General features: G+C 60.3%; 19 protein-coding genes. 4 read left to right on the plus strand and 15 right to left on the minus strand.

Annotated elements, in window-relative coordinates:
- Positions 1 to 17 precede the first annotated feature (17 nt).
- Positions 18 to 1,544 carry a DUF1254 domain-containing protein gene (locus AWB64_RS06435; protein WP_060817815.1) on the minus strand — a complete coding sequence of 509 codons (1,527 nt, stop codon included), beginning with the start codon at positions 1,542 to 1,544 and terminating at the stop codon, positions 18 to 20.
- Positions 1,545 to 1,976: 432 nt separating this feature from the next.
- Here AWB64_RS06435 and AWB64_RS06440 point away from each other — a divergent pair, with 432 nt between their 5' ends.
- Positions 1,977 to 4,283, plus strand: a complete 2,307-nt coding sequence (locus AWB64_RS06440) for a heavy metal translocating P-type ATPase (protein WP_244163969.1) — start codon at positions 1,977 to 1,979, stop codon at positions 4,281 to 4,283.
- Here the strand turns inward: AWB64_RS06440 and AWB64_RS06445 are convergent.
- From AWB64_RS06445 to AWB64_RS06460, 4 genes are read right to left on the minus strand one after another with little or no spacing between them, the layout of a single operon-like run.
- Complete coding sequence (locus tag AWB64_RS06445) at positions 4,217 to 4,714, minus strand: thioesterase family protein (protein WP_060817816.1); 498 nt, start codon at positions 4,712 to 4,714, stop codon at positions 4,217 to 4,219. The two genes, AWB64_RS06440 and AWB64_RS06445, sit on opposite strands and share 67 nt — an antisense overlap.
- An 8-nt stretch (positions 4,715 to 4,722) precedes the next feature.
- Positions 4,723 to 5,670 (minus strand): L-carnitine dehydrogenase, encoded by a 948-nt coding sequence (locus AWB64_RS06450; protein WP_060817817.1) that lies wholly within the window; start codon positions 5,668 to 5,670, stop codon positions 4,723 to 4,725.
- A gap of 53 nt (positions 5,671 to 5,723) precedes the next feature.
- Positions 5,724 to 6,653: a 3-dehydrocarnitine:acetyl-CoA trimethylamine transferase CdhC gene (cdhC, locus tag AWB64_RS06455; RefSeq protein ID WP_060817818.1), complete on the minus strand. Its 930-nt coding sequence runs from the start codon at positions 6,651 to 6,653 to the stop codon at positions 5,724 to 5,726.
- 14 nt (positions 6,654 to 6,667) lie between these two features.
- A complete protein-coding gene (locus tag AWB64_RS06460; protein ID WP_060817819.1) occupies positions 6,668 to 7,624 on the minus strand; it encodes a choline ABC transporter substrate-binding protein in 957 nt (318 codons plus the stop codon).
- Positions 7,625 to 8,565: 941 nt separating this feature from the next.
- Between AWB64_RS06460 and AWB64_RS06465 the strand changes: the two genes are divergently transcribed.
- Complete coding sequence (locus AWB64_RS06465) at positions 8,566 to 9,564, plus strand: GlxA family transcriptional regulator (protein ID WP_060817820.1); 999 nt, start codon at positions 8,566 to 8,568, stop codon at positions 9,562 to 9,564.
- 21 nt (positions 9,565 to 9,585) lie between these two features.
- Here AWB64_RS06465 and AWB64_RS06470 read toward each other — a convergent pair whose 3' ends face one another.
- The 3 genes from AWB64_RS06470 to betC all read right to left on the minus strand — a co-directional run bounded on the left by AWB64_RS06470 (position 9,586) and on the right by betC (position 13,548).
- Positions 9,586 to 10,734, minus strand: a complete 1,149-nt coding sequence (locus AWB64_RS06470; protein WP_060817821.1) for a porin — start codon at positions 10,732 to 10,734, stop codon at positions 9,586 to 9,588.
- A 276-nt stretch (positions 10,735 to 11,010) separates the two neighbouring features.
- Positions 11,011 to 11,961 carry a choline ABC transporter substrate-binding protein gene (locus tag AWB64_RS06475; RefSeq protein ID WP_060817822.1) on the minus strand — a complete coding sequence of 317 codons (951 nt, stop codon included), beginning with the start codon at positions 11,959 to 11,961 and terminating at the stop codon, positions 11,011 to 11,013.
- A 48-nt stretch (positions 11,962 to 12,009) separates the two neighbouring features.
- Entirely contained in the window at positions 12,010 to 13,548 is a 1,539-nt protein-coding gene (gene betC / locus AWB64_RS06480; RefSeq protein WP_060817823.1) for a choline-sulfatase, read from the minus strand.
- Positions 13,549 to 13,672: 124 nt separating this feature from the next.
- Between betC and AWB64_RS06485 the strand changes: the two genes are divergently transcribed.
- Positions 13,673 to 14,593, plus strand: a complete 921-nt coding sequence (locus tag AWB64_RS06485; protein ID WP_060817824.1) for a choline sulfate utilization transcriptional regulator — start codon at positions 13,673 to 13,675, stop codon at positions 14,591 to 14,593.
- A 117-nt stretch (positions 14,594 to 14,710) separates the two neighbouring features.
- The gene (purU, locus tag AWB64_RS06490) at positions 14,711 to 15,601 is read left to right on the plus strand and encodes a formyltetrahydrofolate deformylase (protein ID WP_060817825.1); all 891 of its coding nucleotides are present in this window, start codon (positions 14,711 to 14,713) and stop codon (positions 15,599 to 15,601) included.
- A 78-nt stretch (positions 15,602 to 15,679) separates the two neighbouring features.
- Here the strand turns inward: purU and AWB64_RS06495 are convergent, their stop codons facing one another.
- From AWB64_RS06495 to AWB64_RS06525, 7 genes are all read right to left on the minus strand, one after another.
- Positions 15,680 to 16,540 carry a glycine betaine ABC transporter substrate-binding protein gene (locus AWB64_RS06495; protein WP_060817826.1) on the minus strand — a complete coding sequence of 287 codons (861 nt, stop codon included), beginning with the start codon at positions 16,538 to 16,540 and terminating at the stop codon, positions 15,680 to 15,682.
- A 142-nt stretch (positions 16,541 to 16,682) separates the two neighbouring features.
- Positions 16,683 to 17,891 carry an FAD-binding oxidoreductase gene (locus AWB64_RS06500; protein WP_075643260.1) on the minus strand — a complete coding sequence of 403 codons (1,209 nt, stop codon included), beginning with the start codon at positions 17,889 to 17,891 and terminating at the stop codon, positions 16,683 to 16,685.
- A gap of 41 nt (positions 17,892 to 17,932) precedes the next feature.
- On the minus strand, positions 17,933 to 19,234 hold the full coding sequence (locus AWB64_RS06505) for an aromatic ring-hydroxylating oxygenase subunit alpha (RefSeq protein ID WP_060817828.1): 1,302 nt from the start codon (positions 19,232 to 19,234) through the stop codon (positions 17,933 to 17,935).
- 63 nt (positions 19,235 to 19,297) lie between these two features.
- The gene (locus AWB64_RS06510; protein ID WP_060817829.1) at positions 19,298 to 20,095 is read right to left on the minus strand and encodes a drug:proton antiporter; all 798 of its coding nucleotides are present in this window, start codon (positions 20,093 to 20,095) and stop codon (positions 19,298 to 19,300) included.
- Entirely contained in the window at positions 20,092 to 21,279 is a 1,188-nt protein-coding gene (locus AWB64_RS06515; protein ID WP_060817830.1) for an electron transfer flavoprotein subunit alpha/FixB family protein, read from the minus strand. Before AWB64_RS06515 ends, AWB64_RS06510 begins: the two co-directional genes overlap by 4 nt.
- Before the next feature lie 3 nt (positions 21,280 to 21,282).
- Positions 21,283 to 23,202 carry a (Fe-S)-binding protein gene (locus tag AWB64_RS06520; RefSeq protein WP_060817831.1) on the minus strand — a complete coding sequence of 640 codons (1,920 nt, stop codon included), beginning with the start codon at positions 23,200 to 23,202 and terminating at the stop codon, positions 21,283 to 21,285.
- A 2-nt stretch (positions 23,203 to 23,204) separates the two neighbouring features.
- On the minus strand, positions 23,205 to 25,268 hold the full coding sequence (locus AWB64_RS06525; protein WP_060817832.1) for an NADH:flavin oxidoreductase: 2,064 nt from the start codon (positions 25,266 to 25,268) through the stop codon (positions 23,205 to 23,207).
- Positions 25,269 to 25,292: the final 24 nt, after the last annotated feature.

Raw genomic sequence — 25,292 nt, forward strand, 5'->3', positions numbered from 1 at the left:
AAGCAAACCGCAATTCCTTACTGTCGAACGATCGCCGGGGGCGCCCACGCTCCCGAAGTCGCCTCGGGTTTCGGTGCATAGAGACGCAGCATCAACTGGAAGTCGCCATCGGGCGCGGGCAGCCAGTTCGACGCACGCGCCTTGCCGGGCGAACTCGCCGAAACGATCACATCGGTCGAGCCATCGCGATTCTTCTTCAGGCGGTCGCGGTCGCTTAGCGAAAGGCGCAGGGCCTTGTCGTCGATCAGCGCGCCGTCCGCCGTGTACGCGGTCAAGGTCCAGAAACCGCGCACCGGCGGCAACTGGTTCGGCGCGAAATGCAGCACGTAGGTGTTCGCGCCGTTGAGCGTGTGGTCGTCGCTGTCCGAAACCGCGACGGGCTTCACTTCGCCGTCTTTCGTGCCCGTGCCCGGCTGACGTTTGGTGAGGAACGCCCGCAAGGTGTAATCGGTGTCGTAATGGCCGACGGCGTCGCCGAACCACACCCAGCCGTTGCGGCTCAGCGCGTTGGAGGGCACCGTGTCCACGCGCGCGCGGCCGTCGGCGAGACCGGCCGCGAGCAACGCCGAATCCGATGCGCGAAACTGCACCGGCTCGCCCGCTTTCACGCCCAGTTGCGCCAGCAGGCTCACGGCGTGCGGGTCGTCGGGAGCAGGGGGATTGTCTTCCATTGCCTTGGCTAAACGACTGAAGAAAGCGGTGGCATCCAGCAAATCGGCCTTGTCGCCGCTCGGAACCACGCTCGGCGTGTTGGCCGTCACGTTTGGCCACGCGCTCCCGGCGGTGGCGGGGCTGGTTTTATCGGCGGGAGGCGCGTCTATGCGCATGGCGGTCTGCAGCTTGCGAGCCTCGCGCACGTCGCGCTGACCGTTCACCCGCACCCGAATCGATAACCACACGTAACGCGTCGGCGTTTCCACGCGCGTGACGCCTTCAGGCAGCGCGCCGGTATAGCCTTTCGGGACGAAAACGAGTTCGCTCGTGCGTTCGGCCGCGGCGCGTGCAGCGCGTGCGGCCTTGCCATGCGGTCTGGCCGCGGGCGGCACGGACGTGTCGGACGTGGCGTCGACGCTCGAATAGATCACGTTGGTCCAGGCATCGAAGGCGCGTGCATCGAAATAGCGGCCGCGCAATTGGCCAGAACCCGCGGATTGCATGGACGGCAACGCAGGCAAGGAAACCAGCACCGGTCCACTCGATACATCCAGCCAGGCAGTCGATTCCAGCGTATCCACGCTGGGCCGCCCCGCTGCACCGACCGGCGGCAACGCGGTGACGTGCCGCAAGGTGTTCACCGGCGCTTGTCCGGGCTTCGATGCATCTCCGCCCGTGGCTTTTTCACGCGCCAGATCGGACGCGACCAGCGGATAACCAAATACGTAAGCGTCGGCGATCTGGTCCTTGCGCCAGCCATCCCCGCTCGCAGCCACGGGCGCCTGTGTTGCGCACCCGCCCAGGATCGCCAGGCTGCACAAACCGGCGACCATCCAACGTGCCCCATGCAACGGAAACAACGGAACTGCCCAGCGTCGGTTATTTTTCATTCGAATTAGGTCTATTTAGGCTTTTTTACTTCGTTCGGCGCGCACGCCGGCTGGTCCTGGAATCACGTCCTGCGGGTCCGCACGCCAAGGCTCAAGCTATCTTGAAAACGCGTTTTATCTTATCCAATGAGCTTAGGCAAGAAGCGCGTGACAATGCTCGAAAATAAGTCTGATGTTTATAAAAAACTGCGGCTTTTTGGCAAATTCGAAACATGGTTTTCAACCGCCTCACTTTAGAACCGCCGATAAGTCCGCAGCGCGCGATCGCCCCATATAGTGCAGGTTTTTTATGCACGTGCTGCGGCAATGACGGGCAAACTCTCTTGAAAATACACCTTGACCTTCCAATCATTGGAATGTCGATACTGGTTTCATCGGCTGAAATTTGCGGCCAGCATTGGAACGGTAAGTCTATTGGAACGGGAAGTCTTTATGTCTGCTAGTCCAGGTCAAAACGTTGGCGCTGTATCGGATACCGCATTGAATACCGCGGAATTCGCCATTGGCGGAATGACGTGCGCGTCGTGCGTGCGGCGCGTCGAAAAGGCGCTCGCCAAGGTGCCGGGCGTGGAACAGGTATCCGTGAATCTCGCCACCGAAAAAGCCACGGTCCGCGCTGAACCCTCCGTTTCTCGCGACCAGCTTCTTGCCGCTGTCACGAAGGCGGGCTATGAAGCCACGTTTATCGAGCCGGAAGCAGCCCCGGCCGCCGCGCCCGCCCATAGCGGCGAACTTGCCGCAGTGGTCGTCTCGGCGCTGCTGACGTTGCCGCTCGTCCTGCCGATGCTCGGGATCGACCTGCATCTTGGCGTGTGGATATCGCTGGCGCTCGCGAGCATCGTCCAGTTCGTGCTCGGCGCGCGGTTTTATGTCGGCGGTTTCAAGGCGGTCCGTTCCGGCGAAGGCAACATGGATTTGCTCGTCGCGCTGGGCACGTCGGCGGCGTGGGGTTTGAGCGTGTACGAACTGTTCGCGCATCCCGGCGAAACGGCGCATCTCTATTTCGAGGCCGCGGCGGTCGTGATCACGCTCGTGCGTTTCGGCAAATGGCTGGAGGCGCGCGCGAAACGGCAAACGACCGATGCCATCCGCGCCCTCGACGCGCTGCGCCCGGAGCGCGCGCGTATTCGCGATGCCGTGACGGGCCAGGAACGCGAGGTCGCGCTGGCCGAAGTGCGTCATGGCGACATGGCGATCGTCCGGCCCGGCGAACGGATGCCGGTGGACGGCGTGATCCGCGAAGGCCGCACGCATGTGGACGAGTCGCTGATTACGGGCGAAAGCTTGCCGGTCGCGAAGGAAACCGGCGCGCGCGTCACGGCAGGATCGATCAACGGCGAAGGCGCGATTGCCGTCGAAACGACCGCGACCGGCGCGGAAACCACGCTTGCGCGGATCATCCGGCTGGTGGAATCGGCGCAAGCAGAGAAAGCGCCCATACAGCGGCTGGTCGACCGGGTATCGGCGATCTTCGTGCCGGTCATTCTGGTGATTGCGCTCGTGACGCTGATCGGCTGGCTGGCTGTGGGCGCGGGCGCTGAAACGGCCGTGCTGAACGCGGTCGCGGTGCTTGTGATTGCCTGTCCGTGCGCGCTCGGTCTGGCGACGCCCGCCGCGATCATGGCCGGAACCGGCGTGGCAGCGCGCCATGGCGTGCTGATCAAGGATCCGCAGGCGCTGGAAATGGCGCATCGGATCAGGATTGTCGCCTTCGATAAAACCGGCACGCTGACCGTCGGCAAGCCTTCGATGACCGAATTCGACGCGGCCGACGGCGTGGACAGGAAGGAAGCCCTGGGATTGGCCGCGGCCGTACAGCGCTTGAGCGATCACCCGCTGGCGCGCGCGGTGGTGGCCGCCGCCGACGCAGAGTCGATTCAACCCGTTGGCGCAAGCAATGCGAAAGCGGTCGCGGGACGCGGCGTGGAGGCGCACGTGGGTGGAGGCCTGAATGAGCGCCGGCTGGCTATTGCGAGCGCGCGCTGGCTGGAGGAATTGCAGCTTGCCGCGCCGGATGCGCTCGCCACGCGGTCGGAAGAACTCGAAAAACTCGGCAACACGGTGTCGTGGCTAGTGGATCTGGGCGCTTCGCCGGATGTCCCGGCCCGCGTCCTCGCGCTGCTTGCGTTCGGCGATTCGCTGAAAGCCGGCGCGCGTCAGGCTATCGCCCGGTTGAACACAATGGGCATCCAGAGCGTCCTGCTCACCGGCGACAACGCGGGCAGCGCGGCAAGCGTTGCACACTCGCTTGGCATGACGCCGGATGCCGTCCACGCGCACATGCTTCCCGCCGACAAGGCGCGCGTGATCACGGAACTGAAAGCGCGTGCAACGGGCGCGGTCGCGATGGCCGGCGACGGCATCAACGACGCGCCCGCGCTCGCCGCCGCCGATATCGGCATTGCAATGGCAACCGGCACGGACGTCGCCATGGAAGCGGCTGGCATTACGCTGATGCGCAGCGACCCGGTGCTCGTGGCCGACGCCATCGACATTGCGCGGCGCACGTATCGCAAGATCCAGCAGAACCTGTTCTGGGCGTTCGTCTACAACCTGATCGGCATTCCGCTCGCGGCGTTCGGCCTGCTCAATCCCATGCTTGCCGGCGCGGCGATGGCGTTCTCGAGCGTGAGCGTGGTGACGAACGCGCTGTTGTTGCGGACGTGGCGCGCTCAGGCGGGACGTGCCGTGGCGGAAGCGCGCGATCCCGAGGGCAAGCCGATCACGCGCCCTGCGTAACGCGGCTTTGTGATCGACCCGGCTTGCAGTGCTTCAATGCGGCCGGCAATGTCCGTATCGAAGACAGCCGATTTTGCGCCGCCGGTCATGTCGACGTGAAGAAGCATTTGCTCGCTCGCCGCAATGGGCTCCGCGCCGTCGCCCTCGTACATCTCCATGTAGAGGTGAACGCGCTTGGCATCGAACGCAAGCACCGATGCTTCCACGCGAACCGCCGCGCCCTCCTTGGTCTCGTGCAGATAATTGATGTGTGCCTCGAGCGTGAACAGCGAGCGCTTGCGCGACGCGCGCCCCGCCTCGTCGAGCCCGATGCGGTCCATGAATGCGTCGGTGGCGAAGCTGAAGATCAGCATGTAGAACGCGTCACGCAAGTGCCCGTTGTAGTCGACCCACTCGGGCTTTACCGTGTCGCGATAGATGATCGTTGGCATTGGCGTATTCAGTTCGTGATGCCGTGGCGCGATTTTGCTTCGGCTATTGCCGTCAGCACGCTCGTAATACAGTCGTCGCGATAACGTTCCAGTTGCTTGATCGAATGCGAGCCTTGCTGATCCGCCGTGCCTTCCACTACGCGGTCGATGAGTTCATCGGTGAGCTTGGGTGCGACGAGCTTGGTCCAGGGCAATTCTAACGCCGGGCCGAATTGCTGCATGAAATGACGCATGCCGGCTTCGCCGCCCGCGAGCGTGTAGGTCAGGAACGTGCCCATGAACGACCAGCGGATACCTGCGCCAAAACGAATGGCGTCGTCTATTTCACCGGTCGTCGCCACGCCCTCGTTCACCAGATGCAGCGCCTCGCGCCAAAGCGCCTCAAGCAACCGGTCCGCGATAAACCCCGGCACTTCCTTGCGAACCCGCAACGGCCTCATGCCGATGGATTCATAGAACGTGGACGCGGCTTTCAACGTCTCTTCTGAGGTCTGCTCGCCGCCCAGGACCTCGACCAACGGCAGCAGATAAACCGGATTGAATGGATGACCCACAATGCAGCGCGACGGATCCTTCGCGCTGGCGTAGAAGTCCGTTGGCAGCAAGCCCGAAGTGGATGACGAGATGATCGCTTCGGGCTTCGCCGCCTTCGATACCCGCTCGTGAAGACTCAGCTTCAGGTCTTCGCGCTCGGGCGCGCTTTCCTGAATGAAGTCCGCGTCAGCCACGCATTCCTCGACCGTTTCGACGAACCGCAATCTTTCCTTCGACGCCCCTTCTGCAAGCCCGACGCGCTCAAGCGCGGGCCACGCATTCGCGACGTTCTTCCTCAATTGTTCCTCGGCGTCCGGCGCTGGGTCCCACGCGATCACATCCAGTCCGTGCGCCAAAGCTCTTGATACCCATCCGCTTCCGATCACGCCAACGCCCAATGCAGCAAACTTCCTGACTTGCATATAACGGATTCCTTAGTAATTTCGTTTTATTCAATTTTGCGTTGATCGGTCGTTCAGGCAAATTGTTCGATCTTCCGGCGCTCCAGCAAGCGCTCGCCGCGCGCGGGCAAGTTCAGCTTTTTGCGGCCTTCGGCCGGCGTCAGCGCACGGCCGCCCAGACGCTCGATAATTTCAACCGCACGCTGCACGAGCGTCCCGTTGCTCGCATGCACGCCGCGGTCCAGATACAGGTTGTCTTCCAGTCCAACACGAACGTGACCGCCCAGCAGCATGGCTTGAGCGACCATTGGCATCTGCATGCGGCCAATGCCGAATCCTGCCCAATGCGCGCCTGCCGGCATGTTGTCGACCATAGACTTGAAGGTGCCGACATCCGGCGGCGCGCCCCATGGAATGCCCATGCAAAGCTGAAACAGCGGGGCATCGTCGAGCAAGCCTTCCTTTTGCATTTGCCTGGCGAACCAGAGATGGCCGGTGTCGAAGATCTCGAGTTCCGGCTTCACGCCAAGCGCCTGAATACGTTTTGCGCCTGCCCGGAGTTGTGCGGGCGTCGATACATAAATGGTGTCGCCATCGCCGAAATTGAGCGTGCCGCAATCCAGCGTGCAGATTTCCGGCAACAGCTCTTCCACATGGGCAAGGCGCGTCAAACCGCCGACAAGATCGGTCGCGGCGCCGAATAGCATCGGCGATTCTCCGCCGCCGATTTCCAGATCGCCGCCCATGCCCGCCGTGAGATTAATGATCACGTCCGTGTCCGATGACCGGATCCGGTCCACGACCTCGCGATACAACGCCGGATCGCGGCTGCCGCGGCCAGTTTCTGGATCGCGGACATGGCAATGCGCCACGGTCGCGCCCGCTCTCGCCGCCTCGATCGCCGCTTCCGCGATTTGCTTGGGCGTGACCGGGATTGCCGGATGTTTGCCGGTAGTGTCACCCGCGCCCGTTACCGCACACGTCACGATTACTTCGTAGTTCATGTCACGCCGTCCTTTCAAAGGCCAAGATATTGCTTGACTGCCGGCAAGCCATCCTTGCCGTCCACTGTTTTGACGCCTGCAAGCCAAGCATCGAGCACTTGCGGATTTTTCTTCAGATAGGCCTTCGCCGCGTCGGTCGGGCGCTCCTTCGCCATTACTGGAATCATCAACTGGTTTTCGAGTTGGGTTGTGAATCGCAGGTTCGATACGAGCCTGCCCGCGTTCGGGCAACGCGTCAGGAAGTCCGGATTTGTCAGTGTGTAGACGCGTGCTTCGCCGTAGTTGGGGCCGAATACTTCGTCGCCGCCGGCCAGATAATTCATCTTGACCTGGATGTTCATGGGATGCGGTTCCCAGCCGACGAATACGACCCATTTCTTGTCGCGAACCGCGCGATCGACGGTCACCAGCATGCCGGCTTCGCTTGATTGGACGAGTTTGAAGCCGCCGAGTCCGAACTTGTTGGTATCGATCATCTTCTGGATTTGCGCGTTTGCGCTGCTGCCCGGTTCGATACCATAGATCTTGCCGTCGAGTTCGTCCTTGTGTTTCGCGATGTCCTGGAATGTTTTCAGGCCTGCGTCGTATTCATAGCTCGGCACGGCGAGCGTGGCTTTCGCGCCGGAAAGATTGGGCGGGTCGAGTTTGTCGATGGCCTTCGAGTCGATGAACGGCTGGACCACCTTTTCCTGCACGGGCCACCAGTATCCGAGCGATACATCGATTTGTTTGCTTTTGAGGCCTGCCAGCGAGATGGGCACGGACGCGACCGTGACTTTCGGGTCATAGCCCAGGCCCTGGAATACGACTGATGCCAGCGCGGTGGTCGAGGTGATGTCGGTCCAGCCGATGTCGACGAAACGTACCGTATGGCAGGTTGCGTCTTCCTTGCTCTGGGCACATGCGGCGAATGAGGTCAGCGCGAAACACAGGCAGGCGAGCAGCTTTTTCGTGGCCGGGGAAGTTGGCATGGGGTTGGGTTCCGATTGGAAGCGATGAGGGGATTGGGCTTGGCTTGGGTGGGTTTGGGTTGGCCCCGATCGACCATGGGCTAAGGTACTGCCGCAGAATACCGCTGAGGCGACCGGTTGCGACCCGGTTTTGACTATATGCGACCGGGGAGTCGTTCGCACTGTACGGGGGAGGTGGGTGGGGTCCTGCTTTTTGCGCCTGCGCGCGTTCGCTGTTCGTTGGTCCTCTTTAGCACTATTAGCCACTGTCCGTGGCGGGACTTCATTTCTTTGTCCAACGGCGACAAAGAAACGAAGCAAAGAAAACGCCTTCCAACCGCCAATTCTTAAGTGTCCCGAGCGTGCAGTTTCATCTGCTTGGGACTTCAAAAGAACGCTCAGCGTAAAACCCCGGATTGCTGAACCCCTCCCGCTTCGTTCACAGATACCCACACGCTTCGCCACCAGTGTGAGTAGCCTCAAACAGGGAGGCGCCGCGCGCAGCGCGCGCCCAATTGCGTGCTTGCACGCAATTGGGGTGTTTGGCCGAACTGGTTTCGTGGAGTTCTGTGCTTGCCCGAGAACACGGGTGGCGAAGCGTGTGGATGTAGGGGTTCGGAGGGGGAGGGTTTCAGGTGTTGTTGGTTATGGCGTCGAGGGTTCTTTTGAAGTCCCAAGCAGATGTACGTGCACGCTCGGGACACTTAAGAATTAGCGGTTGGAAGGCGTTTTCTTTGCTTCGTTTCTTTGTCGCCGTTGGACAAAGAAATGAAGTCCCGCCACGGATAGTGGCTAACAGTGCTAAAAAGGATCAACGAACACGGAACGCGCGAAGCCCCAAAAAGCAGGACCCCACCCCCCAACCCCGTACAGTGCGAACGAAACCCTCCGGCTCATTCCCCATTGCGCCAGCATTTTCCACTTGCTACTGTGCCCGGTCAGATCAAAAAAGCCCACCCTCAATGCCACCGCCCGAAGACTTTCATTTCCTGCTGCTCCCGGAGTTCTCATCCATCGGCTTCATGTCGGCGATTGAACCCCTTCGCGTGGCAAACCGCTTCCGCGGCGATCTATACCGTTGGCATATTCTAAGCATCGACGGTGGCCCCGTCTGCGCCAGCAACGGCATCTCCCTGAACGCCGAAAGCGCCCTGGCAGACGTCAAGTCAGCCAAAAACGTCATCGTGGTAGCCGGGTTCAATCCCCTCAACCGCTACACGCGTGAACTCGTCGATTGGCTGCGCAACATGGACCGCGCCGGCGCAACACTAGGTGGCATAGATACAGGAAGCTTCATACTGGCCGAAGCCGGTCTCCTCCAGCACGAACGCGTAACCCTCCACTGGGAAGCGGCATCGGCGTTCCAGGAACGCTATCCGTCGCTGGCGGTCAGCCAGGAACTGTTTGAAATCGATGCGCGCCGCATCACCTGCGCAGGCGGCACAGCGTCGATCGACCTGATGCTGGATCTGATCGGCCGCCGGCACGGAGCGGAACTCGCTGCTCAGGTATCCGAACAGTTCGTACTCGGCCGGATCCGGCAACGCTCCGACCATCAGCGCATGCAGATCGCGGCGCGCTATGGCATCCATAATCGCAAGCTGATTCAGGTAATCGGCGTAATGGAACAACACATGGAGGAACCGCTTTCGCCCGATGCACTGGCCGAGGAAATTGGCGTGACGCGGCGCCAGCTTGAACGCCTGTTCTGCTCGGCGCTGAAAGATACGCCAACGCATTTCTATCTCGGACTGCGCCTCGCGCGCGCCCGCGAATTGCTGCAGCAAACCGACATGTCGATCACCACAGTCTGCGTGGCCTGCGGCTTCGAATCGCCATCGCATTTTTCGCGCACTTATCGCACGCGCTTTGGTTCCAGCCCGCGACAAGACCGCGCTTCGCCACGCGCGACGGCCCCGTTTCCGGAAGCCGCCGTGGTTGAACCGTTCACGGTCGTCTAAGCCGTTCTACGCGTAACCGCTTTAGAACGAGTGACGCAAGCCAATACGCACATCGCTTTGCGTATTTGAGGTCGACGGCGTGAAGCTATATCCAATCACCGCATCCACTCCGTTCGATGCCCTCAGGTAGTCGCCCGAAATATAGACATCGGTACGCTTGGACAAGAGGTAATGCAGTGCGAGCGAACCCATGTTCCACTTGCGACCTTCGAACGCCGTGTATTGATACCCGCCGTACAGGATCAGCGCCGGCGTGAAGTTATACGACGCGCCACCCTCGCCCACGTGCATGTGCGACGACTGCCCAAAACCCTTAATGGTGGTGTACGTATAGTTGCCGAGCACCATGAGGTTGCCGAATGCATACGATGACCCAATGCCAAAGGTCGCCTGACTGTCGACCGCAAGCGGCGTGCTGCTGAACAGGTCGTTGACCGCGCCCGTCGCCGGATCCACGGTCGCAACGGTCTGACCGAGGAAGGTCTTCGTGCCGATCATCGCGTACGGATCGAAGGCGTAAATGCCGTTAGGATTGTTCAGGCGCGTGTACGCGGTGCCAACGGTGAAATTGCCGTGCGCGTAATGCGCGCCCGCGCTATATGCGCTCTGCTGATGGAAGTTGCCAGCAACGTTGCCGAACGAATACATGCCGCCAAATGTGAGACCGTTGATATCGGGTGACATGTACTTGATCGCGTTCGGCAGACGGTCGCCATTCATGCGGTCGAAGTCGCCCTGGTGGATCGCATAGCCGCTTGCAAAGGCAGAGATGTTGTAGCCTTCCATGAACTCGTTGGTCATGTCGAGCTGATTGCCAAGCGATATTGTTCCCCACTGACTTTGCAAGCCGACATACGCCTGCCGTCCAAACTCCGCGCCGCCAAACGCGTACCGGCCCGTGCCAATGTGAAAGCCGGATTCAAGCGCGAAGATCGCCTTCAATCCGCCGCCGAGATCCTCCACGCCTTTGAAGCCCAGCCGGTTGCCATACGAAATGCCGTCCTCGAACCTGAAGGCGTGCGAGCCGGCCGTGTTGTTCACGTAGGTGATACCCGCGTCCAGAATGCCGTACAGCGTCACGCTGCCCTGCGCGTGAACCACGGCGGGTGCGGATACGGCGCCCGCACTCAATGCAAGGGCCGCCAGCTTTGCGGCATGTCGCTTATTCATTTGTTGATTCTCCCTGATACCCGTGTTTGCTTGTTTCGAAGGGCTAAGCAAGTCCCGCGCTGCCAGGGCGAAACCGCCCTAAGGCCGGCATCGCGCAACGCCTCTCGCTCGATTTTTATTGCAGAAACTGGCTTGGTACGGTGATCTGAAGCCTATGACGCTGGTGCGTGCCGGTGACTCTTCCGGTCCGGGCTCCAGCCATGCAAAAGTACGGGTCCATATTTACAGCGGCTCGACGGTTTGCGACCAAAACCTGCCCAATGGCGACGTATGTTGTTATTTGGATCCAAGCGCCGTTTGTACGGCTTGCAAACCATTTCCTCCTGTGGCCGTGGTCACACCATCGAGCCACGCCTTCATGATGTCCGGGTTGCGCTTGAGCGCCGCAGTAGCGGCGGTATCGATGTTGGTCTTGTTTTGCAGTACATCCGTAATGATGCCGTTCTCAAGGTCCACGTTAAACGTCATCTGCCTGAAGAGGCGTCCTACATTAGGGCATTCGCCGATATACCCCGTGCGCGCAACCGTGTTCACGGTCGCACCGCCGAAGTTCGGGCCGAAGTATTTATCGCCACCGTCGAGGTAGGTGAGGTGGAATTTCGTGTTCATCAAGTGCGGTTCCCACGCTAGAAACACAATCCATTTCTTGTCGCGTACAGCGCGCTCGACCTGCGTCAGCATGCCGGTTTCGCTGGACTCAACCAGCTTCCATCCTTCGAGTCCGAACGCTTTTTCATCGACCATTTTCTTGATGTTCTGGTTGGCCGGCGCGCCCGGCTCAATGCCATAGATCTTGCTCTCGAACCTGGCCGCGTTCTTCTGCAAGTCCGCGAACGTATGAACGCCAGCGGCCGCTACATAATCAGGAACCGCAAGCGTGAACTTGGCGTTCGTCAGGTTTGGATGCACCACTTCAATGGATTTTTCATCTATGAAGGGCTTTACCAACGGTCCTTGTGCAGGCATCCAGTTGCCAAGAAACGCGTCGATCTGCCCTTTCTTCAAGCCCTGGTAAGTGATCGGCACAGAAAGATTTGCGACGCTTTGCTTGTAGCCCAACGCTTTCAGCACCACTCCCGCCATGGCATTGGTCGCGTCGATGTCAGTCCAGCCCGGGTCTGCCATCTTTACCTGCATGCAGCTTTGAGGCTCGGCTGCAATCACCACATCAACGGAGCCTAAGAGCGCCGCGATGCAGAATAGTGCTTGTTTAAAGGGCTTTTTCATGGTCGATTCCTGTGGTTGTGTGTTTCTGCAGGCGCGTTTGACGCCCGTTCAGCGTTTGACCGCGGGGAAACGCGCCATGGCTTCGAGCGTGTCCAGGTCGATGTGATTGCGCATATAGCGCTGGCTGGCATCGACTAATGGTTGCCAGTCCCAAGACTCGATCGCGCCTTGCGTGGTGGCGTGGAAATGAAATTGCCGGCGACGCTGGCTTTGCACAACGTCTTCACGCAGCTTGCCAAGGTCCCAGCGTCGCGCTATTTCTTCACGGAATGCAGCCGCGCGCGCCGCGTGTTCCGGATGCCGGGCAAGGTTCGTCCGCTCCAAAGGATCGGCGGTGACGTCGAAAAGCTGATCGGGGTCGGCCGGTGTGTGGATAAACTTGAAGTCGTCACGGCGCAGCATGACGATAGGCGCGATAGCACCCTCGGCAAGGTATTCGCCGATGGCTTCATCGTGAGCGTGAGGTTCGCGGCGAAGATGCGGTATGAGACTTTTTCCGTCGAGTGTATCGGGCCATGCTGGTCTTGCCGAACCTCTGCCCAGTTCAACCAGCGTCGGCAGCAGGTCGAGATGAGAGACCGAAGCCTTCACGTGACCCGCCTCGAATTGCCCCGGCGCGTGCACGATCAGCGGCACGCGGCAACCGCCCTCGAAGAATGTCATCTTGTACCAAAGGCCGCGTTCGCCCAGCATCTCGCCGTGATCGGAGGTCACGATCACGATGGTGTCATCGGCCATGCCGGATTGATCGAGCGCTTCAAGGATCGCGCCGAATTGCGCATCCACGTAAGAGATCGCGCCGTAATACGCATGGCGCGCATTGCGAACCTGCTGATCGGTCGGCGGCGTTTTGTCGGTTTCGCAAATATAACGGAGACGCTTCGAATGCGGATCGGCGGCCTCCAGCGTGTCGCGATACGCGGGCATTGCGATGTCTTCATCGCGATACATGTCCCAGTATTTCTGCGGGATCGCGTAAGGATCGTGCGGATGCGTCAGCGAAGCCACCACGCAAAACGGCCGCGCATCTTTACCGGCTTGCCGCTCGCGAGCGATATCGAACAGCTTCTGGCGCGTGGTGTAGATGACCTCGTCATCGAAATCGAGCTGGTTGGTGCGTACGCACGGGCCTGCATCGATCACGGAACTCATGTTGTGATACCAGCTCGGACGCGTTTCGAAGTCATCCCAGTCAGGCGTCCAGCCAAAATCCGCTGGGTAGATATCGGTCGTGAGGCGCTCTTCGAAACCGTGCAACTGGTCAGGACCGCAGAAATGCATTTTTCCTGAAAGCACCGTTCGATACCCCTCCGCCCGCAGGTAATGGGCGAACGTCAATGTTTGCGATGGAAATTCGGCGGCGTTATCGTAGGCACCTATGTTCGATGGCAGCTTCCCGGACAAGAATGAAAAGCGCGACGGCGCGCAGAGCGGACTTGCGCAATATGCGGAATCGAAGACCACGCCGCGCGCCGCTAGCGCGTCCATGTTCGGCGTCTTTGTCACGGTGTGACCATAAGCCGATAACGCAAACGGCGTCATCTGGTCAGCCATCAGAATAAGGATATTTTGTTTGGGCTTAAGCATCGGGGCAAGGCTCGAATAGAATCGGAAAGGTGGAACGCAAAACGCACTGCACCGCGCATCACTATTGCTGTCCAATTCACGGCTGTGAAGAGCGCAAAACGTTATGAGCTCATAAGGGGTGCTTATGCCGAGACAAAATCGTTTGCCGCCAATGCAGGCATTGTCCATGTTCGAGTCCGCCGCGCGCCTTGCCAGCTTTACCGCAGCCGCGCGCGAGCTTGGCTCCACGCAACCGGCGGTCAGCCAGCGCGTGGTGCAGCTTGAAGAGGCGCTTGGCGCGCCGCTGTTCGAGCGCGGGCATCGTGGCGTGACGTTGACCGAAGACGGGATGCAGCTTTTCGAAGCCGTGCGCCAGAGCCTTGAAACCATCCGCGTTGCCACGAACGATATCCGCGCGCGTCATGCAGCGCCGGCCCAGCAATCGCTCGACCTTCTCACCGACTTCGGCTTTGCAACCTACTGGCTGATGCCACGTCTTTCGCAATTCAAGGCGCTCATGCCTGACGTCGATGTGAAGATCACCACGGCGCAAGACGTGCTCGCGGCGGAGCACGATCACGCGGATATCGTGATCGGCTTCGGTCACGTTTCAATGAACTGGCCCGGGCGCGGCACGCTCAAGTTGTTTCCCGAACAAGTCACGCCGGTATGCAGTCCCGCATTTCTCGCGCGGCACGGCAAGCCGGTGGATCCGTCGGATTTGAGCGAACTGCCGCTGCTGCATCTTGAACCGACAAACCCGGAGCGCTGGCTTTCATGGCATGGCTGGTTCGCGGCGCAAGGGCTGAGCGCGCCGGCCGCGCATCGCGGCATTACGTTCAACAACTATGGCTTTGTTGCGCACGCCGCGCTCATGGGTCAGGGCGTGGCGCTCGGTTGGGCGCCGCTCGTGGATGAGCTTGTTCTAAGCGGGCAACTCGTGCAACTGTTCGATACCCCCGTCACGACCGATGGCGGCTATCTCCTGAGCGCGCCGCGCGCGCAGACCACGGCGGTTCGCGCGTTCCGCGACTGGCTGCTGGCAGAATGCGGAGTAACGGCTTGACGCTCCAATACCAGCATCTCGGCGTATAGCTTCTAGCCGCTGCCCCATGCAATTTGCTCTACTGCGCCATGCACGCGCCGTCTTTGCGGCGCTGCCCTTTGCATAGTGGAGAACCGCATGGCCGGCGATATCGCAAGCAACATCCTTTCTCATCATCGACTCGTGCTGACAGTTGCCTGTCCCAGCGCGGCAGGCCAGGTTGCGGCCGTGGTCGGCTTTCTCGATCGCCATCAATGTTATGTCGATGAACTCACCGTCTTCGACGACGACCTGAGCCAGCGCTTTTTCGTACGCTGCGTCTTTCACGGCGTGGATCGCGACGAGACACTGCAGATCGCCGCGTTACAGCAGGAATTCGCGCTCATAGCCGAGCGCTTCGCCATGACGTGGGCCATCCATAACGTGGATGCGCGGCCCAAGGTGCTGATCATGGTGTCGAAGCTGGAACACTGCCTCGCGGACCTTTTATTCCGCTGGCGCATGGGCGAACTGAAAATGGATATCGTGGGCATTGGGTCGAATCATCGGGACCTGGAACCGCTTGCCGTTCAACACGGTTTGCCCTTTCATCATCTCCCCGTCACCGCCGATACCAAACCGCAACAGGAAGCGCGCCTGCTCGATTTGTTCGAGACCTCCGGTGCGGAATTGCTGATTCTCGCGCGCTATATGCAAATCCTGTCCGGCGAAACAAGCCGCAAGCTGGCCGCGCGAGCGATCAATATCCATCACTCGTTCCTGCCGGGATTCAAAGGCGCCAAGCCTTATCACCAGGCGCACACGCGCGGCGTAAAGCTGATTGGCGCGACCGCGCATTTCGTCACCGATGACCTGGACGAAGGACCGATCATCGAGCAGGTGGTCGAGCGCGTGGACCATTCGTACAAGCCGGAGCGCCTGCTTGCGACCGGACGCGATGTGGAATGCATCACGCTCGCGCGGGCGGTGAAGGCGTTCATCGAACGGCGTGTGTTTATTAATGGTGACCGCACCGTAGTACTGCAATAACGCCGCCTAAGACCAATAAGAAACGCCGCTTGATCAAGCGGCGTTTTTCGTTACAGCGAAGGCTTCATGGATCAGGGCTTATTTCGTCCAGGTCGTTACACGGTCTCCATGTGCATTGATCCATGCATCGGCGGCGGCGGCAGGCTTTGCACCATTCGTCGTTGCCAGCATGACGCTGTCGATTTCGCCCGGTTTCCACTGAAACTTCTTCAGGAATGCGACCACGGTCGGCGCCTTCGTCTCAAGCCCCGGATTCACCACGCTGTCCACATGCTCGGCTTCGCCGAATACCTTCTTCGGATCGTCCAGGAATTTCAGCTTGTACTTCGCGAACATCCAGTGCGGCTTCCAGCCCGTCACAATGATCGGCTTCTTCGCATTCTCGGCACGTGCCAATTCCGCCGTCATCGCGCTGCCCGAACTCGGCATCAGCGTGTAGTCGAGGTTATAGGCCTTGATTGCCTCGCTCGTCTTGGACATCACGCCAGCGCCTGCATCGATACCCACAATCCGGCCGCCGAAATCCGCCTTCTTGGCTTCCAGATCAGTGAGGCTCGTCACGGGTGCATCTTCCGGCACGATCAAGCCGATCTTCGCGTCCGGAAAATTCGCGCCAAGGTCAACGACCTTCGACTTGAAGTTATCCCAGTACGCGCCGTGCGTGACCGGCAACCACGCCGACAAGGTTGCATCGAGGTCGCCGCGCGCCACGCCTTGCCACATCACGCCCGCTGCCACGGGCACGAGTTGCACGGGATACCCCAGCTTCTTCTCGATGATCTGCGCCGCCACATTCGACGTCGCCACGCTGTCATCCCAGCCTTCCACGTAGCCGATCTTGATGGTCGGTTTCGCATCGGCGGCGATTGCCGTTACGCTGGCTGCGGCCAACGCTGCGCTCATCGTGCTGAGAACAAGCAGTTTCTTGATCAGTTTCATTGTCTTCTCCCCTTCGCGGTCCAAACCATTGAGCCTTTAGAATCACCGGCCAGAAATGCGCTGACTGGTTTTTTTTCGACACCCAGTTGTCCGGATGCGACCTCGTTTTATCCGGGTGCGCCGCCGGTCCTGATGAATACCCTTACTTGTCTACAACCAGATCGGTCAGCGGCTTGCTGCAGCACAGAAGGACCATGCCCTGGTCGATTTCCCGCTGACGAATGCCGCCGTTATGCTTCATCTGCACTTCGCCGGATAAGAGCTTGACCTTGCACGTGCCGCACATGCCTTGCGTGCAGGACGCCGGAAGACGCACGCCGGATTTCTTTGCCGCGTCCAGAACATGCTGCCCGCTGCCGCATTCGATTTCGCGGTTGCTTTTCGCAAAGCTCACCTTGAATGTGGTTTCCACGGGCGCGGCAACAGGTATGGGTGCGGGTGCAAAGCCAATAGCGGTTTCCCGGTCCTCCGCGAACGTCTCCGAAGATAGCAGCGCATCGGCGACATGCGCCGTCGTGAGTTCAGCCGCGACTTCCGCAATCGTTTCGAAGGAAAAGCTTTCCTCGTGATAATGCGTGGCGTCGAAACCGCCTTCCGCAAGAAGATCGCGTACTGCTTTCATATACGGCGCGGGACCGCATGTGAAAATCTCGCGCTCCTGGAAATCCGGCGCGATAAGCTTGAGCAAGGGCAACGTCAGAAACCCCGTCACGCCCGGCCAGTTCGTTCTCGCGCCGACCCGTTCGCACACAAATGCGGTCCGGAAGTTCGCTTGATTTGCGGCGATCAGGTCGAGTTCCCGCGCGAAGATGATGTCGTCGGGCGTACGCGCGCTATGCACGAACACAATGTCGCGATCTTCGCCCAGTTCATGATGTGCGCGGCTCATGGACATCAAGGGCGTAATCCCCGATCCCGCCGATAAAAACAGAAACTTTCGCGCCGGATGCCGCGCGCAAGTGAACTCGCCCGCAGGCCCGAGCACGCGCACCTTGCCGCCTGCCTGCAGATTGTCGTGTAGCCAGTTCGACACCTGGCCGCCCGGCACGCGCTTGACCGTGATCGAAATAGTGTGCGGCCGCGTAGGCGGCGACGAAATGGTGTAGCAGCGATTGATCGATTCGCCCTCTATCTCCAGTTCAAGCGTGATGAACTGGCCGGGCTCGAAAACAAACGTGCGTTCATTGAGCGCGCGAAAGAAAAAACTCTTCACGTCATGCGTTTCCTGGCGCACGTGACAACATACGAGCGTGTCGTCCGTATCGCTGTCCCAGCGTGCGGGAAGCTTGCCCCAAAACTCGGGCTGGGTGACGCGGTTCGGAGCGGGCTCGAACGTCGCCTGGTCGCGCATCATCTGTTTCTCCGCTTTTTGGCTTTGAGTACGCGTTGTGATCAGCGTTTGAACGATACGACTTTTTCGCCATGCGAAGACCGCACGGCTGCCTCGTCCGGCGTGTTCGCATAGTCGTCGAGCCGCCCGATGTACCACTCGCAAAACTTCTCCACGAGCCCTTCGGTGAACGGTGAATACGGACCCGGCTCGTACGCGCTGCTCGTCACGCCCAGTTGCGAGTATTCGACCAGCGCGCGATCCTGATCGTTGGTCGCGCGCCAGACGGCCGTGAGGTTATCGACGTTGTAGTCAATGCCTTCGCGCGCATCCTTGTTCACCAGCCACTTCGTGCGCACCAGCGTCTCGCCGGCGGACAGCGGAATCACCGAGAAACTTACAATGTGGTCGCTCATGAAGTGATGCCATGAGTTCGGCTGCGTCCAGAACGACAGGCCACCGAGATCGGCTTGCTCGAAACCGCCCAGCAGTTTGGTCGATGCAACCTTCGCGTCCATGGTCTGTGATTCGCCGCTGCGATCGAGCGGCAACCTTTGCGTGCGAAAGCCGGTGACAAGGTCAGCCAGCCTGTCGATTTCCTTCGACGGCAGGTTCATTGCTTCCCATTGCGCCGTGCGCTCGGCAACGGTCTTGTCGAACGCGGCCATGGCTTCTTCGTTGTCGGCGGAGCGTTGATAGCCGAAGCCATATTCATAGAGCGAAATAGTCAGTTCAGGATGGTTCGCGACGCAGTGATAGCACTCGCGGTTGTTCTCCATCGTGAGCTTCCAGTTGCCCTTTTCAATGATGTCGATGGACGCCGCGACCTTGCAATCAGCCAGACGATGCGGCAGCAAATACGGTTCCATTGAAGCACGCAGCACGGCAAAATCGGCGGGCGGTGTTTCAGCGAGGCATATGAAAATGAGTCCCGCAAGATTCTCGAGATGGACCTTCTTCAGACTGTGCTTGCACTTGTCGAACTGTTCGCCCATATGCTCGGCGAACATCAGGTCGCCGTTGAGGTTATACGTCCAACTGTGATACGGGCACACAATATTGCCAAGCGAGCCCTTTTCCGAGTTGCACAAACGCGCGCCGCGATGCCGGCAGACGTTATGAAACGCGCGGATCTGCATGTCGTCGTCGCGCACGATCAGGATGGAATCGTCGCCGAGTTCCACCGTCATGTAGTCGCCCGCTTCCGGCACGTCCGGCTCGACCGCCACCTGAATCCAGTGCTTGCGGAAGATCGCGTCCATGTCGAGCGCATGGATTTCCTCGCTCGCGTAGAACGGCGCTTCGAGCGTGTGGCCCTTCTTGCGGCGTTCGATCATTGCGCGAACGTCAGCGGAAACTTTCATCGTGTACTCCGTGTTTTGGTGCCCCGGGCGACCTTGAACGCGCGGGAAATTTCATATCGCGAATCAGTAATCTACGAGTTGATGCTCGCGCAAATACGCCAGGATCACTTGTGCTTTTTCGACGGAAGTCCCTTCAATTACGACGCTTCCGCCACGGCTTTCGGTGGTCGTTGCGGACAACATGCGCGCGTGGCCCGAGCGCTTCTCGGCGGCGGCCAGCCGCACGGGTTTCGCGCTCGCGGGTTTGACGGACCACGCGGTGGCATCCGGCGCGTTCGCCGCGCTCACGAGCACTTTTTCAATCGCGCCTTCGCGCAGCCTGGCGTACGCATAGCGCGGCGTGGCGTTGGCCATGGGATGCACGGCGACGAGCGCCGGCAGCGGCGCCTTGATGCGGCGGCGCAAACCTTTCGGCAGGAATTGCCTGACCGTCACATGGTCAGCTTCTACTTCGATGTCCACTGCCGATGCAAGCAATGGCACACCTAAAGCGTCGGCGAGTTGATACGGCAGCATGCCGCTGTCTTGCGTGCCTTCGGCGCGCGTACCGGTCAGGACAAGGTCGTAGCCTTTCAATCGAACGCTCAGCGCGGCAGCAATCTCGTCGCCGTCGGCGACTGAAAGCACTTCGACTTTCACCGCGCCAAGCGCGAGATATTCACGCAACGCGGTGTTCGTGGGATCCCCCGCGTGGATCACGTCAAGCGCCGCTCGATGCTTCGTGGCAAGCGCAATTGCAAGCGTCAATGCAGCCGCGTCATTCCGGCTGTAGCGTTGCGTCCCGCTGACCGGATGACGGCCAACCGACACGAGCACCGCGATCCTCGCCACACCTTTCACGGACGATGCGTTCGGGTTCATGCAAGCGCTCCTTCCAGCTTTGCCGGTTTCGGCGCGATGCCACTGTGCGCCGCCGTCGTATTGGGATTCGCGCGTGCGTTGCGTGCCGACGCGGCGGCATCGGTCAGCGCTGCAATGGTCTCGGCCGCGTCGCCAATGATCGTGAGGTTCGCCCGTTTAGCAATCGGCGCGCTTGCGTCCAGATTGACCGCGATCACATGGCGGCAATCCTTGATGCCCTGCAAATGCTGCACCGCGCCCGAAATCCCGAACGCGATGTAAATGCTTGCATCGACGGTCTTGCCTGTCGCGCCGATTTGCTTGTCACGCGGGAATTTGCCGTCGTCCACCGCCACGCGGCTCGCGCCAATCGCCGCACCAACCGTGCTCGCAAGGCGCTCGAACGCAGGGATGTCCGTCACGCCATTGCCTGCGGACACGATAAAATCCGCTTCTTCCAGCGCGACCTGAGCGGCGTCGATTTCTTCAATGCCGAGGTCTGTGTAGAGGCTTGTTGTTTGCACGCCCGCAGCGCCAAATTGCGCCGCCTCCACTTGCTCGCCCGCGCCGACAAAAGGCAAACGTGCATCCACTGCGTTTTGTGCAAGAAGGATCACATCAGGCAATGCGCGCACCGCGAAGGCCTTACGCGCTTGCGTATAAACCGATACGTGCGTGGAGTCGATCTCGACCACTTGCGTCGCGATCGACGCCTTGGCCTGCGCCGCATATCTACGGCCTAGATCGCCGTCGCCGGTTGCGTTGTCTGGCAGGAAAACGTGTGCCGGCGAATAGGCCGCCACGCACGCAGCAAGCGCGTTGAGCGCGGCGTCGGGTGCGAAGGCGCGTCGATCGAATGCGGACAACTCGATCACCTTGTCCGCACCAAGCGAGGCCGCGTCATCCTTCAATTCGCCGAATACCAGAAGCACGACTTGTGTGTCAGCTTGCGCGAGCAACGCGGCGGCGGCAAGTGTCTGGCGTGCGTGATCGTCGAGCGAGCCGCGATCGCTGTGCGCTGCAACCAGCAGCGAACGAAGCACCATGGACGTGGTGCGGCGCGGCTTTGCCTGTTCCCGATGCCCGGCAAGCGCCACGAAGCCGGTGTCGCCAGCCGCGCCCACAGCACCTAGCGTAATGCGCCGAAGCCCTTGCGCCGTGACAGAAAACGGCCGGTGCGGATCAATTCGTTTGATTGTGTGCATTGCTTACTCCAACGCCGCTGCAACGAGTTCGGCCACGTCGAGCACGTCAGGACGCGCGCCGACGACACCTTCCAGCATCGCCGTGCAGTTCGGACATCCGACCGCGACGATCTCGGCATTGATCGCACGCGCGTCATTGATGCGGATATCGGGAATGCGCTGCTTGCCGGGAATGTCCGTGAGTGGCGCGCCGCCACCGCCGCCGCAGCATCGTCCGCGCATGCCGTTGCGTTCCATCTCCACCACCTTGATACCAATGGTTCTCAGCAACGTGCGCGGCGCTTCGGTTTCGCCGTTGTATCGCCCGAGATAGCACGGGTCATGATATGTAACGGTCTTGCCTTCGGCGAGCGTACTCTGCGCCAGCGGCTTCAGCTTGCCGCTTGCCACGAGTTCCGCGATCAGCGCGGTGTGATGCTGCACTTCGTACAAGCCGCCAAGCGCGCGATATTCATTACGCAAGCTGTGCATGACGTGCGGATCTGCGGTAACGATCTTCTTGAAGGAATACTGCGAGAGCGTTTCGATCAGTTGCGTGGCAAGTTGCTGGAACGTGGCTTCGTCGCCAAGACGACGGGCCGTGTCGCCCGTGTCCGTTTCCACGCCCCCGAGCACCGCATAATCCACGCCGGCGCGGTTCAGCACTTTCACGAGAGCGCGCAACGAGCGTTGATAGCGCATGTCGAAGGCGCCTTCGCCGGCTATCAACAATATGTCCACGGGGCGGCCGGGTTGTGCGACCTGAACTTGCAGATCGACCGCCCAGTCGTAACGCGCGCCAATATCGAAGCCATTTGCGCTGCCTGTTTCACGTAGGTTGGCGAGGGTCTCCGGACCCTTGCCCGGTACGAGCCCTTCCACCAGCGTCTGGTTGCGGCGCATGTCGACGATAGCGTCTACATGCTCGATCAACATCGGACATTCCTGAACGCATGCACGGCAGGTAGTGCAGGACCAGATCGTATCTGCCTCGATCATGGTGGAGATGAGCGGCTTCGATGGCGCGCCCGAATGCTTTCCAAGAGCAATGCCCGGCGTCGGACTACCCGCGTAGGCGGCATCCGTGCCGCCGACCATGCCGGTCACCAGGTCCTGTATCAGCTTCTTCGGGTTCAGCGGCTGGCCTGCCGCGAACGCGGGACATGCCGCTTCGCACTTGCCGCATTGCACGCAGGCATCGAAACTCAGCAATTGATTCCAGCGGAACTCCACGGGCTTCGCAACGCCGTATTCCTTTGCATCCAGAAGGGGCATCTTGAGTGCGGTCGGCGGCACCACGTCATGCTCATGGCTGCGGCCAGTGAAGCGTTCCTGACGCGGATGAAACGCAAGATGCAGCAGGCCCGCGAGCGCGTGTTTCATCGGACCGCCGCGTGCAGCGCCGAAAGTCATCGTGAAAGCGCCTGCTGCAATCAGCAACGCTACGATAATCGCCAACGCACCCGACATGGCCGGCGCCGGCAACATGATGAACAACACGAGTCCTAGCGCAAACGATCCAAGCAGCAACGGCAGGCTATCCCACGGACCACGCGACAAGCGCGCCGGCACCGCCTTGGCGCCATGCCGACGGCGCCACACGAACACCGCGCCCACAAGCATGATCAACGCGGCCAGGAAAATCAGCTTGTCGATCCATGGCGAATAAATCGCCAGGCCGTAATTGATGAACACGAGCCCCATTGCAGCAATAGCGCCACCCGCGGTTGCCACATGCGTCTTCGCAATATACGGATCACGCGCGACCACGTGATGCAGGTCGACAAAATAACGCTTGGGAATGGACAGCAGATTGCCCCAGCCGTATGCACCCGCAGCCGTCGCACGGCCTTCTCGCCAGTATGCCGCGCGCTTGAACAATGCGAATGCCAGACCCGCCACCGACAACCACAACAACGCGGTAATGACAAACACCGGGCTCATTATCAGAAGTCCTTGACGAGGCGCAGCGCGTCATAGATCGCGCCGTGGATGTTGTGCATGGAGATGCAGTCGCCAACGCGGAACAGCAGGAATCGGCCGTTGCCCAGTTCTTCGCTCAACGATGGTTGCGGCTCTGACGCGAAAAGTTTATGTACATCGACTTGTCCGCGATTGAGCGACTCGGGTTTGAGCTTCCAGTAAAGGTCGTCATTCGGCGTGATGCCGTTTTCGATCACGACCTGATCGACCGCCCGCTCCTCCTGCTCCTCGGTATATTCGTTGCGGATCACGGCGATCTTCTTGCCGTCTTCCTCGTAGACTTTATCGAGCCAGTAATTCGGCGTGGAGATCACGCCTTGCGCATACAGACGTCGATAAAAAATCGGGAACGTCGTGCCGCCCACGTCATCGGAGACCTTCACATCCGGCGTCACGATCTCGACATTCGCGCCACGGCTCGCGATGAAATCCGCCACGCCCGCGCCCGCGTGCATGCTCACGCCGTCATACACCAGCACGTTCTTGCCTGGCTCGACCTTGCCCGAGAGAATGTCCCACGAACTGACGGCGAGCCCTTGCTCGACACCCCACGCGGGAACCTGCTGCGTGAACGACGAACCGCCGGTTGCGAGGACGATGATGTCCGGCTTCTCCGCCATGATCATCGTGCCGTCGGCGGCCACACCAAGTCGGCGATCCACGCCAAGGCGCTTCGTTTCCATATCGAACCAGCGCACAATGCCGGCCATCTGCTCGCGCTGCGGCGCCCTGGCCGCAAGCATGATCTGGCCGCCAACGTAGTCGTTCTTTTCGAACAGCACCACGTCATGACCGCGCGACCTCGCCACGCGCGCCGCTTCCAGTCCGGCAGGACCCGCACCCACAACAACGACCTTGCGCTTCGGTCCGCGCGACTTCTCGATCACGTGCGGCATGGTCGCCTCGCGCGAGGTTGCCGCGTTCTGCACGCACAGCACATCGAGACCGTTGTACTGCCGGTCGATGCAATAATTCGCGCCCACGCATTGCTTGATTTCGTCTTCGCGGCCGTCGCGAATCTTGATGACCATATGCGGGTCGGCGATCTGCGCACGCGTCATGCCAACCAGATCGATCATGCCGGATTCGAGCAGACGCTCGGCCTGTCCTGCATCGCGAATACTTTGCGCGTGCATCACCGGCAGCTTCACGACGGACTTGATACCCGCGGCAAGATGCACGAACGGCTCGGGGGGCAAAGCCATCGGCGGCATGCAGTTCGCAAGCGTGTTGTGCGTGTCCGCACCCGAACCAATCACGCCAATGTAATCGATAAGACCCGACTCCGACATCGACTGCGCGATTTCCTTCAGTTGCGTATGGTCGAGCCCGTCCTCGTGAAATTCATCTCCGCACATGCGCAGGCCGACGCAGAAATCCGGACCCACCGCTTCACGCACCGCCTTGAGTACTTCGTTACCGAAGCGAAGACGGTTTTCGAGCGAACCGCCCCATTCATCGGTACGAAAATTCGTGCGCGGACTCCAGAACTGGTCAATCAGATGTTGATGCGCGGCCGAGATTTCGACGCCGTCCATGCCCGCGTCCTTGACGCGTTTTGCGGCCGCCGCGAAGTCGGAAATGATGCGCCTGATTTCCTCGACTTCAATGATCTTTGCATTACCGCGATGCACCGGCTCACGCACGCCCGAAGGCGACATCAGATGCGGCCAGTGCTCGCCATGATATGCAGTGCGACGGCCCATGTGGGTCGCCTGGATCATGATCTTCGCGCCGTGCTTGTGCATGGCCTCCGCAAGACGCGCGAGCGGATCGATGATCTGGTCAGTCGACAGATTCACCGACTTCCACCAGCCTTGCGGACTATCCACCGAGACCGGGCTCGAACCGCCGCACACGGCCAGTCCCACACCGCCCTTCGCCTTTTCCTCGTAATAGCGGATATATCTGTCGCCCGGCAAACCGCCCGGTTCCGCGTAGACCTCCGCGTGCGCCGTGCTGACAATACGGTTGCGCAGGGTTAGCTTATTCAGCGTAAGAGGCTTGAAAAGGTTGGGGTAACGCATCGCGGTAGACCTCGGATTTATCTA

The organism is Caballeronia sordidicola (genome assembly GCF_001544455.2).
GTDB lineage: Bacteria > Pseudomonadota > Gammaproteobacteria > Burkholderiales > Burkholderiaceae > Caballeronia > Caballeronia sordidicola.

Bases quoted from the DNA above. Each gene is read 5' to 3' on its own strand.
- AWB64_RS06435 (WP_060817815.1), bottom strand. From the start codon at position 1,544: ATGAAAAATAACCGACGCTGGGCAGTTCCGTTGTTTCCGTTGCATGGG.
- AWB64_RS06440 (WP_244163969.1), top strand. From the start codon at position 1,977: ATGTCTGCTAGTCCAGGTCAAAACGTTGGCGCTGTATCGGATACCGCA.
- AWB64_RS06445 (WP_060817816.1), bottom strand. From the start codon at position 4,714: ATGCCAACGATCATCTATCGCGACACGGTAAAGCCCGAGTGGGTCGAC.
- AWB64_RS06450 (WP_060817817.1), bottom strand. From the start codon at position 5,670: ATGCAAGTCAGGAAGTTTGCTGCATTGGGCGTTGGCGTGATCGGAAGC.
- cdhC (WP_060817818.1), bottom strand. From the start codon at position 6,653: ATGAACTACGAAGTAATCGTGACGTGTGCGGTAACGGGCGCGGGTGAC.
- AWB64_RS06460 (WP_060817819.1), bottom strand. From the start codon at position 7,624: ATGCCAACTTCCCCGGCCACGAAAAAGCTGCTCGCCTGCCTGTGTTTC.
- AWB64_RS06465 (WP_060817820.1), top strand. From the start codon at position 8,566: ATGCCACCGCCCGAAGACTTTCATTTCCTGCTGCTCCCGGAGTTCTCA.
- AWB64_RS06470 (WP_060817821.1), bottom strand. From the start codon at position 10,734: ATGAATAAGCGACATGCCGCAAAGCTGGCGGCCCTTGCATTGAGTGCG.
- AWB64_RS06475 (WP_060817822.1), bottom strand. From the start codon at position 11,961: ATGAAAAAGCCCTTTAAACAAGCACTATTCTGCATCGCGGCGCTCTTA.
- betC (WP_060817823.1), bottom strand. From the start codon at position 13,548: ATGCTTAAGCCCAAACAAAATATCCTTATTCTGATGGCTGACCAGATG.
- AWB64_RS06485 (WP_060817824.1), top strand. From the start codon at position 13,673: ATGCCGAGACAAAATCGTTTGCCGCCAATGCAGGCATTGTCCATGTTC.
- purU (WP_060817825.1), top strand. From the start codon at position 14,711: ATGGCCGGCGATATCGCAAGCAACATCCTTTCTCATCATCGACTCGTG.
- AWB64_RS06495 (WP_060817826.1), bottom strand. From the start codon at position 16,540: ATGAAACTGATCAAGAAACTGCTTGTTCTCAGCACGATGAGCGCAGCG.
- AWB64_RS06500 (WP_075643260.1), bottom strand. From the start codon at position 17,891: ATGCGCGACCAGGCGACGTTCGAGCCCGCTCCGAACCGCGTCACCCAG.
- AWB64_RS06505 (WP_060817828.1), bottom strand. From the start codon at position 19,234: ATGAAAGTTTCCGCTGACGTTCGCGCAATGATCGAACGCCGCAAGAAG.
- AWB64_RS06510 (WP_060817829.1), bottom strand. From the start codon at position 20,095: ATGAACCCGAACGCATCGTCCGTGAAAGGTGTGGCGAGGATCGCGGTG.
- AWB64_RS06515 (WP_060817830.1), bottom strand. From the start codon at position 21,279: ATGCACACAATCAAACGAATTGATCCGCACCGGCCGTTTTCTGTCACG.
- AWB64_RS06520 (WP_060817831.1), bottom strand. From the start codon at position 23,202: ATGAGCCCGGTGTTTGTCATTACCGCGTTGTTGTGGTTGTCGGTGGCG.
- AWB64_RS06525 (WP_060817832.1), bottom strand. From the start codon at position 25,268: ATGCGTTACCCCAACCTTTTCAAGCCTCTTACGCTGAATAAGCTAACC.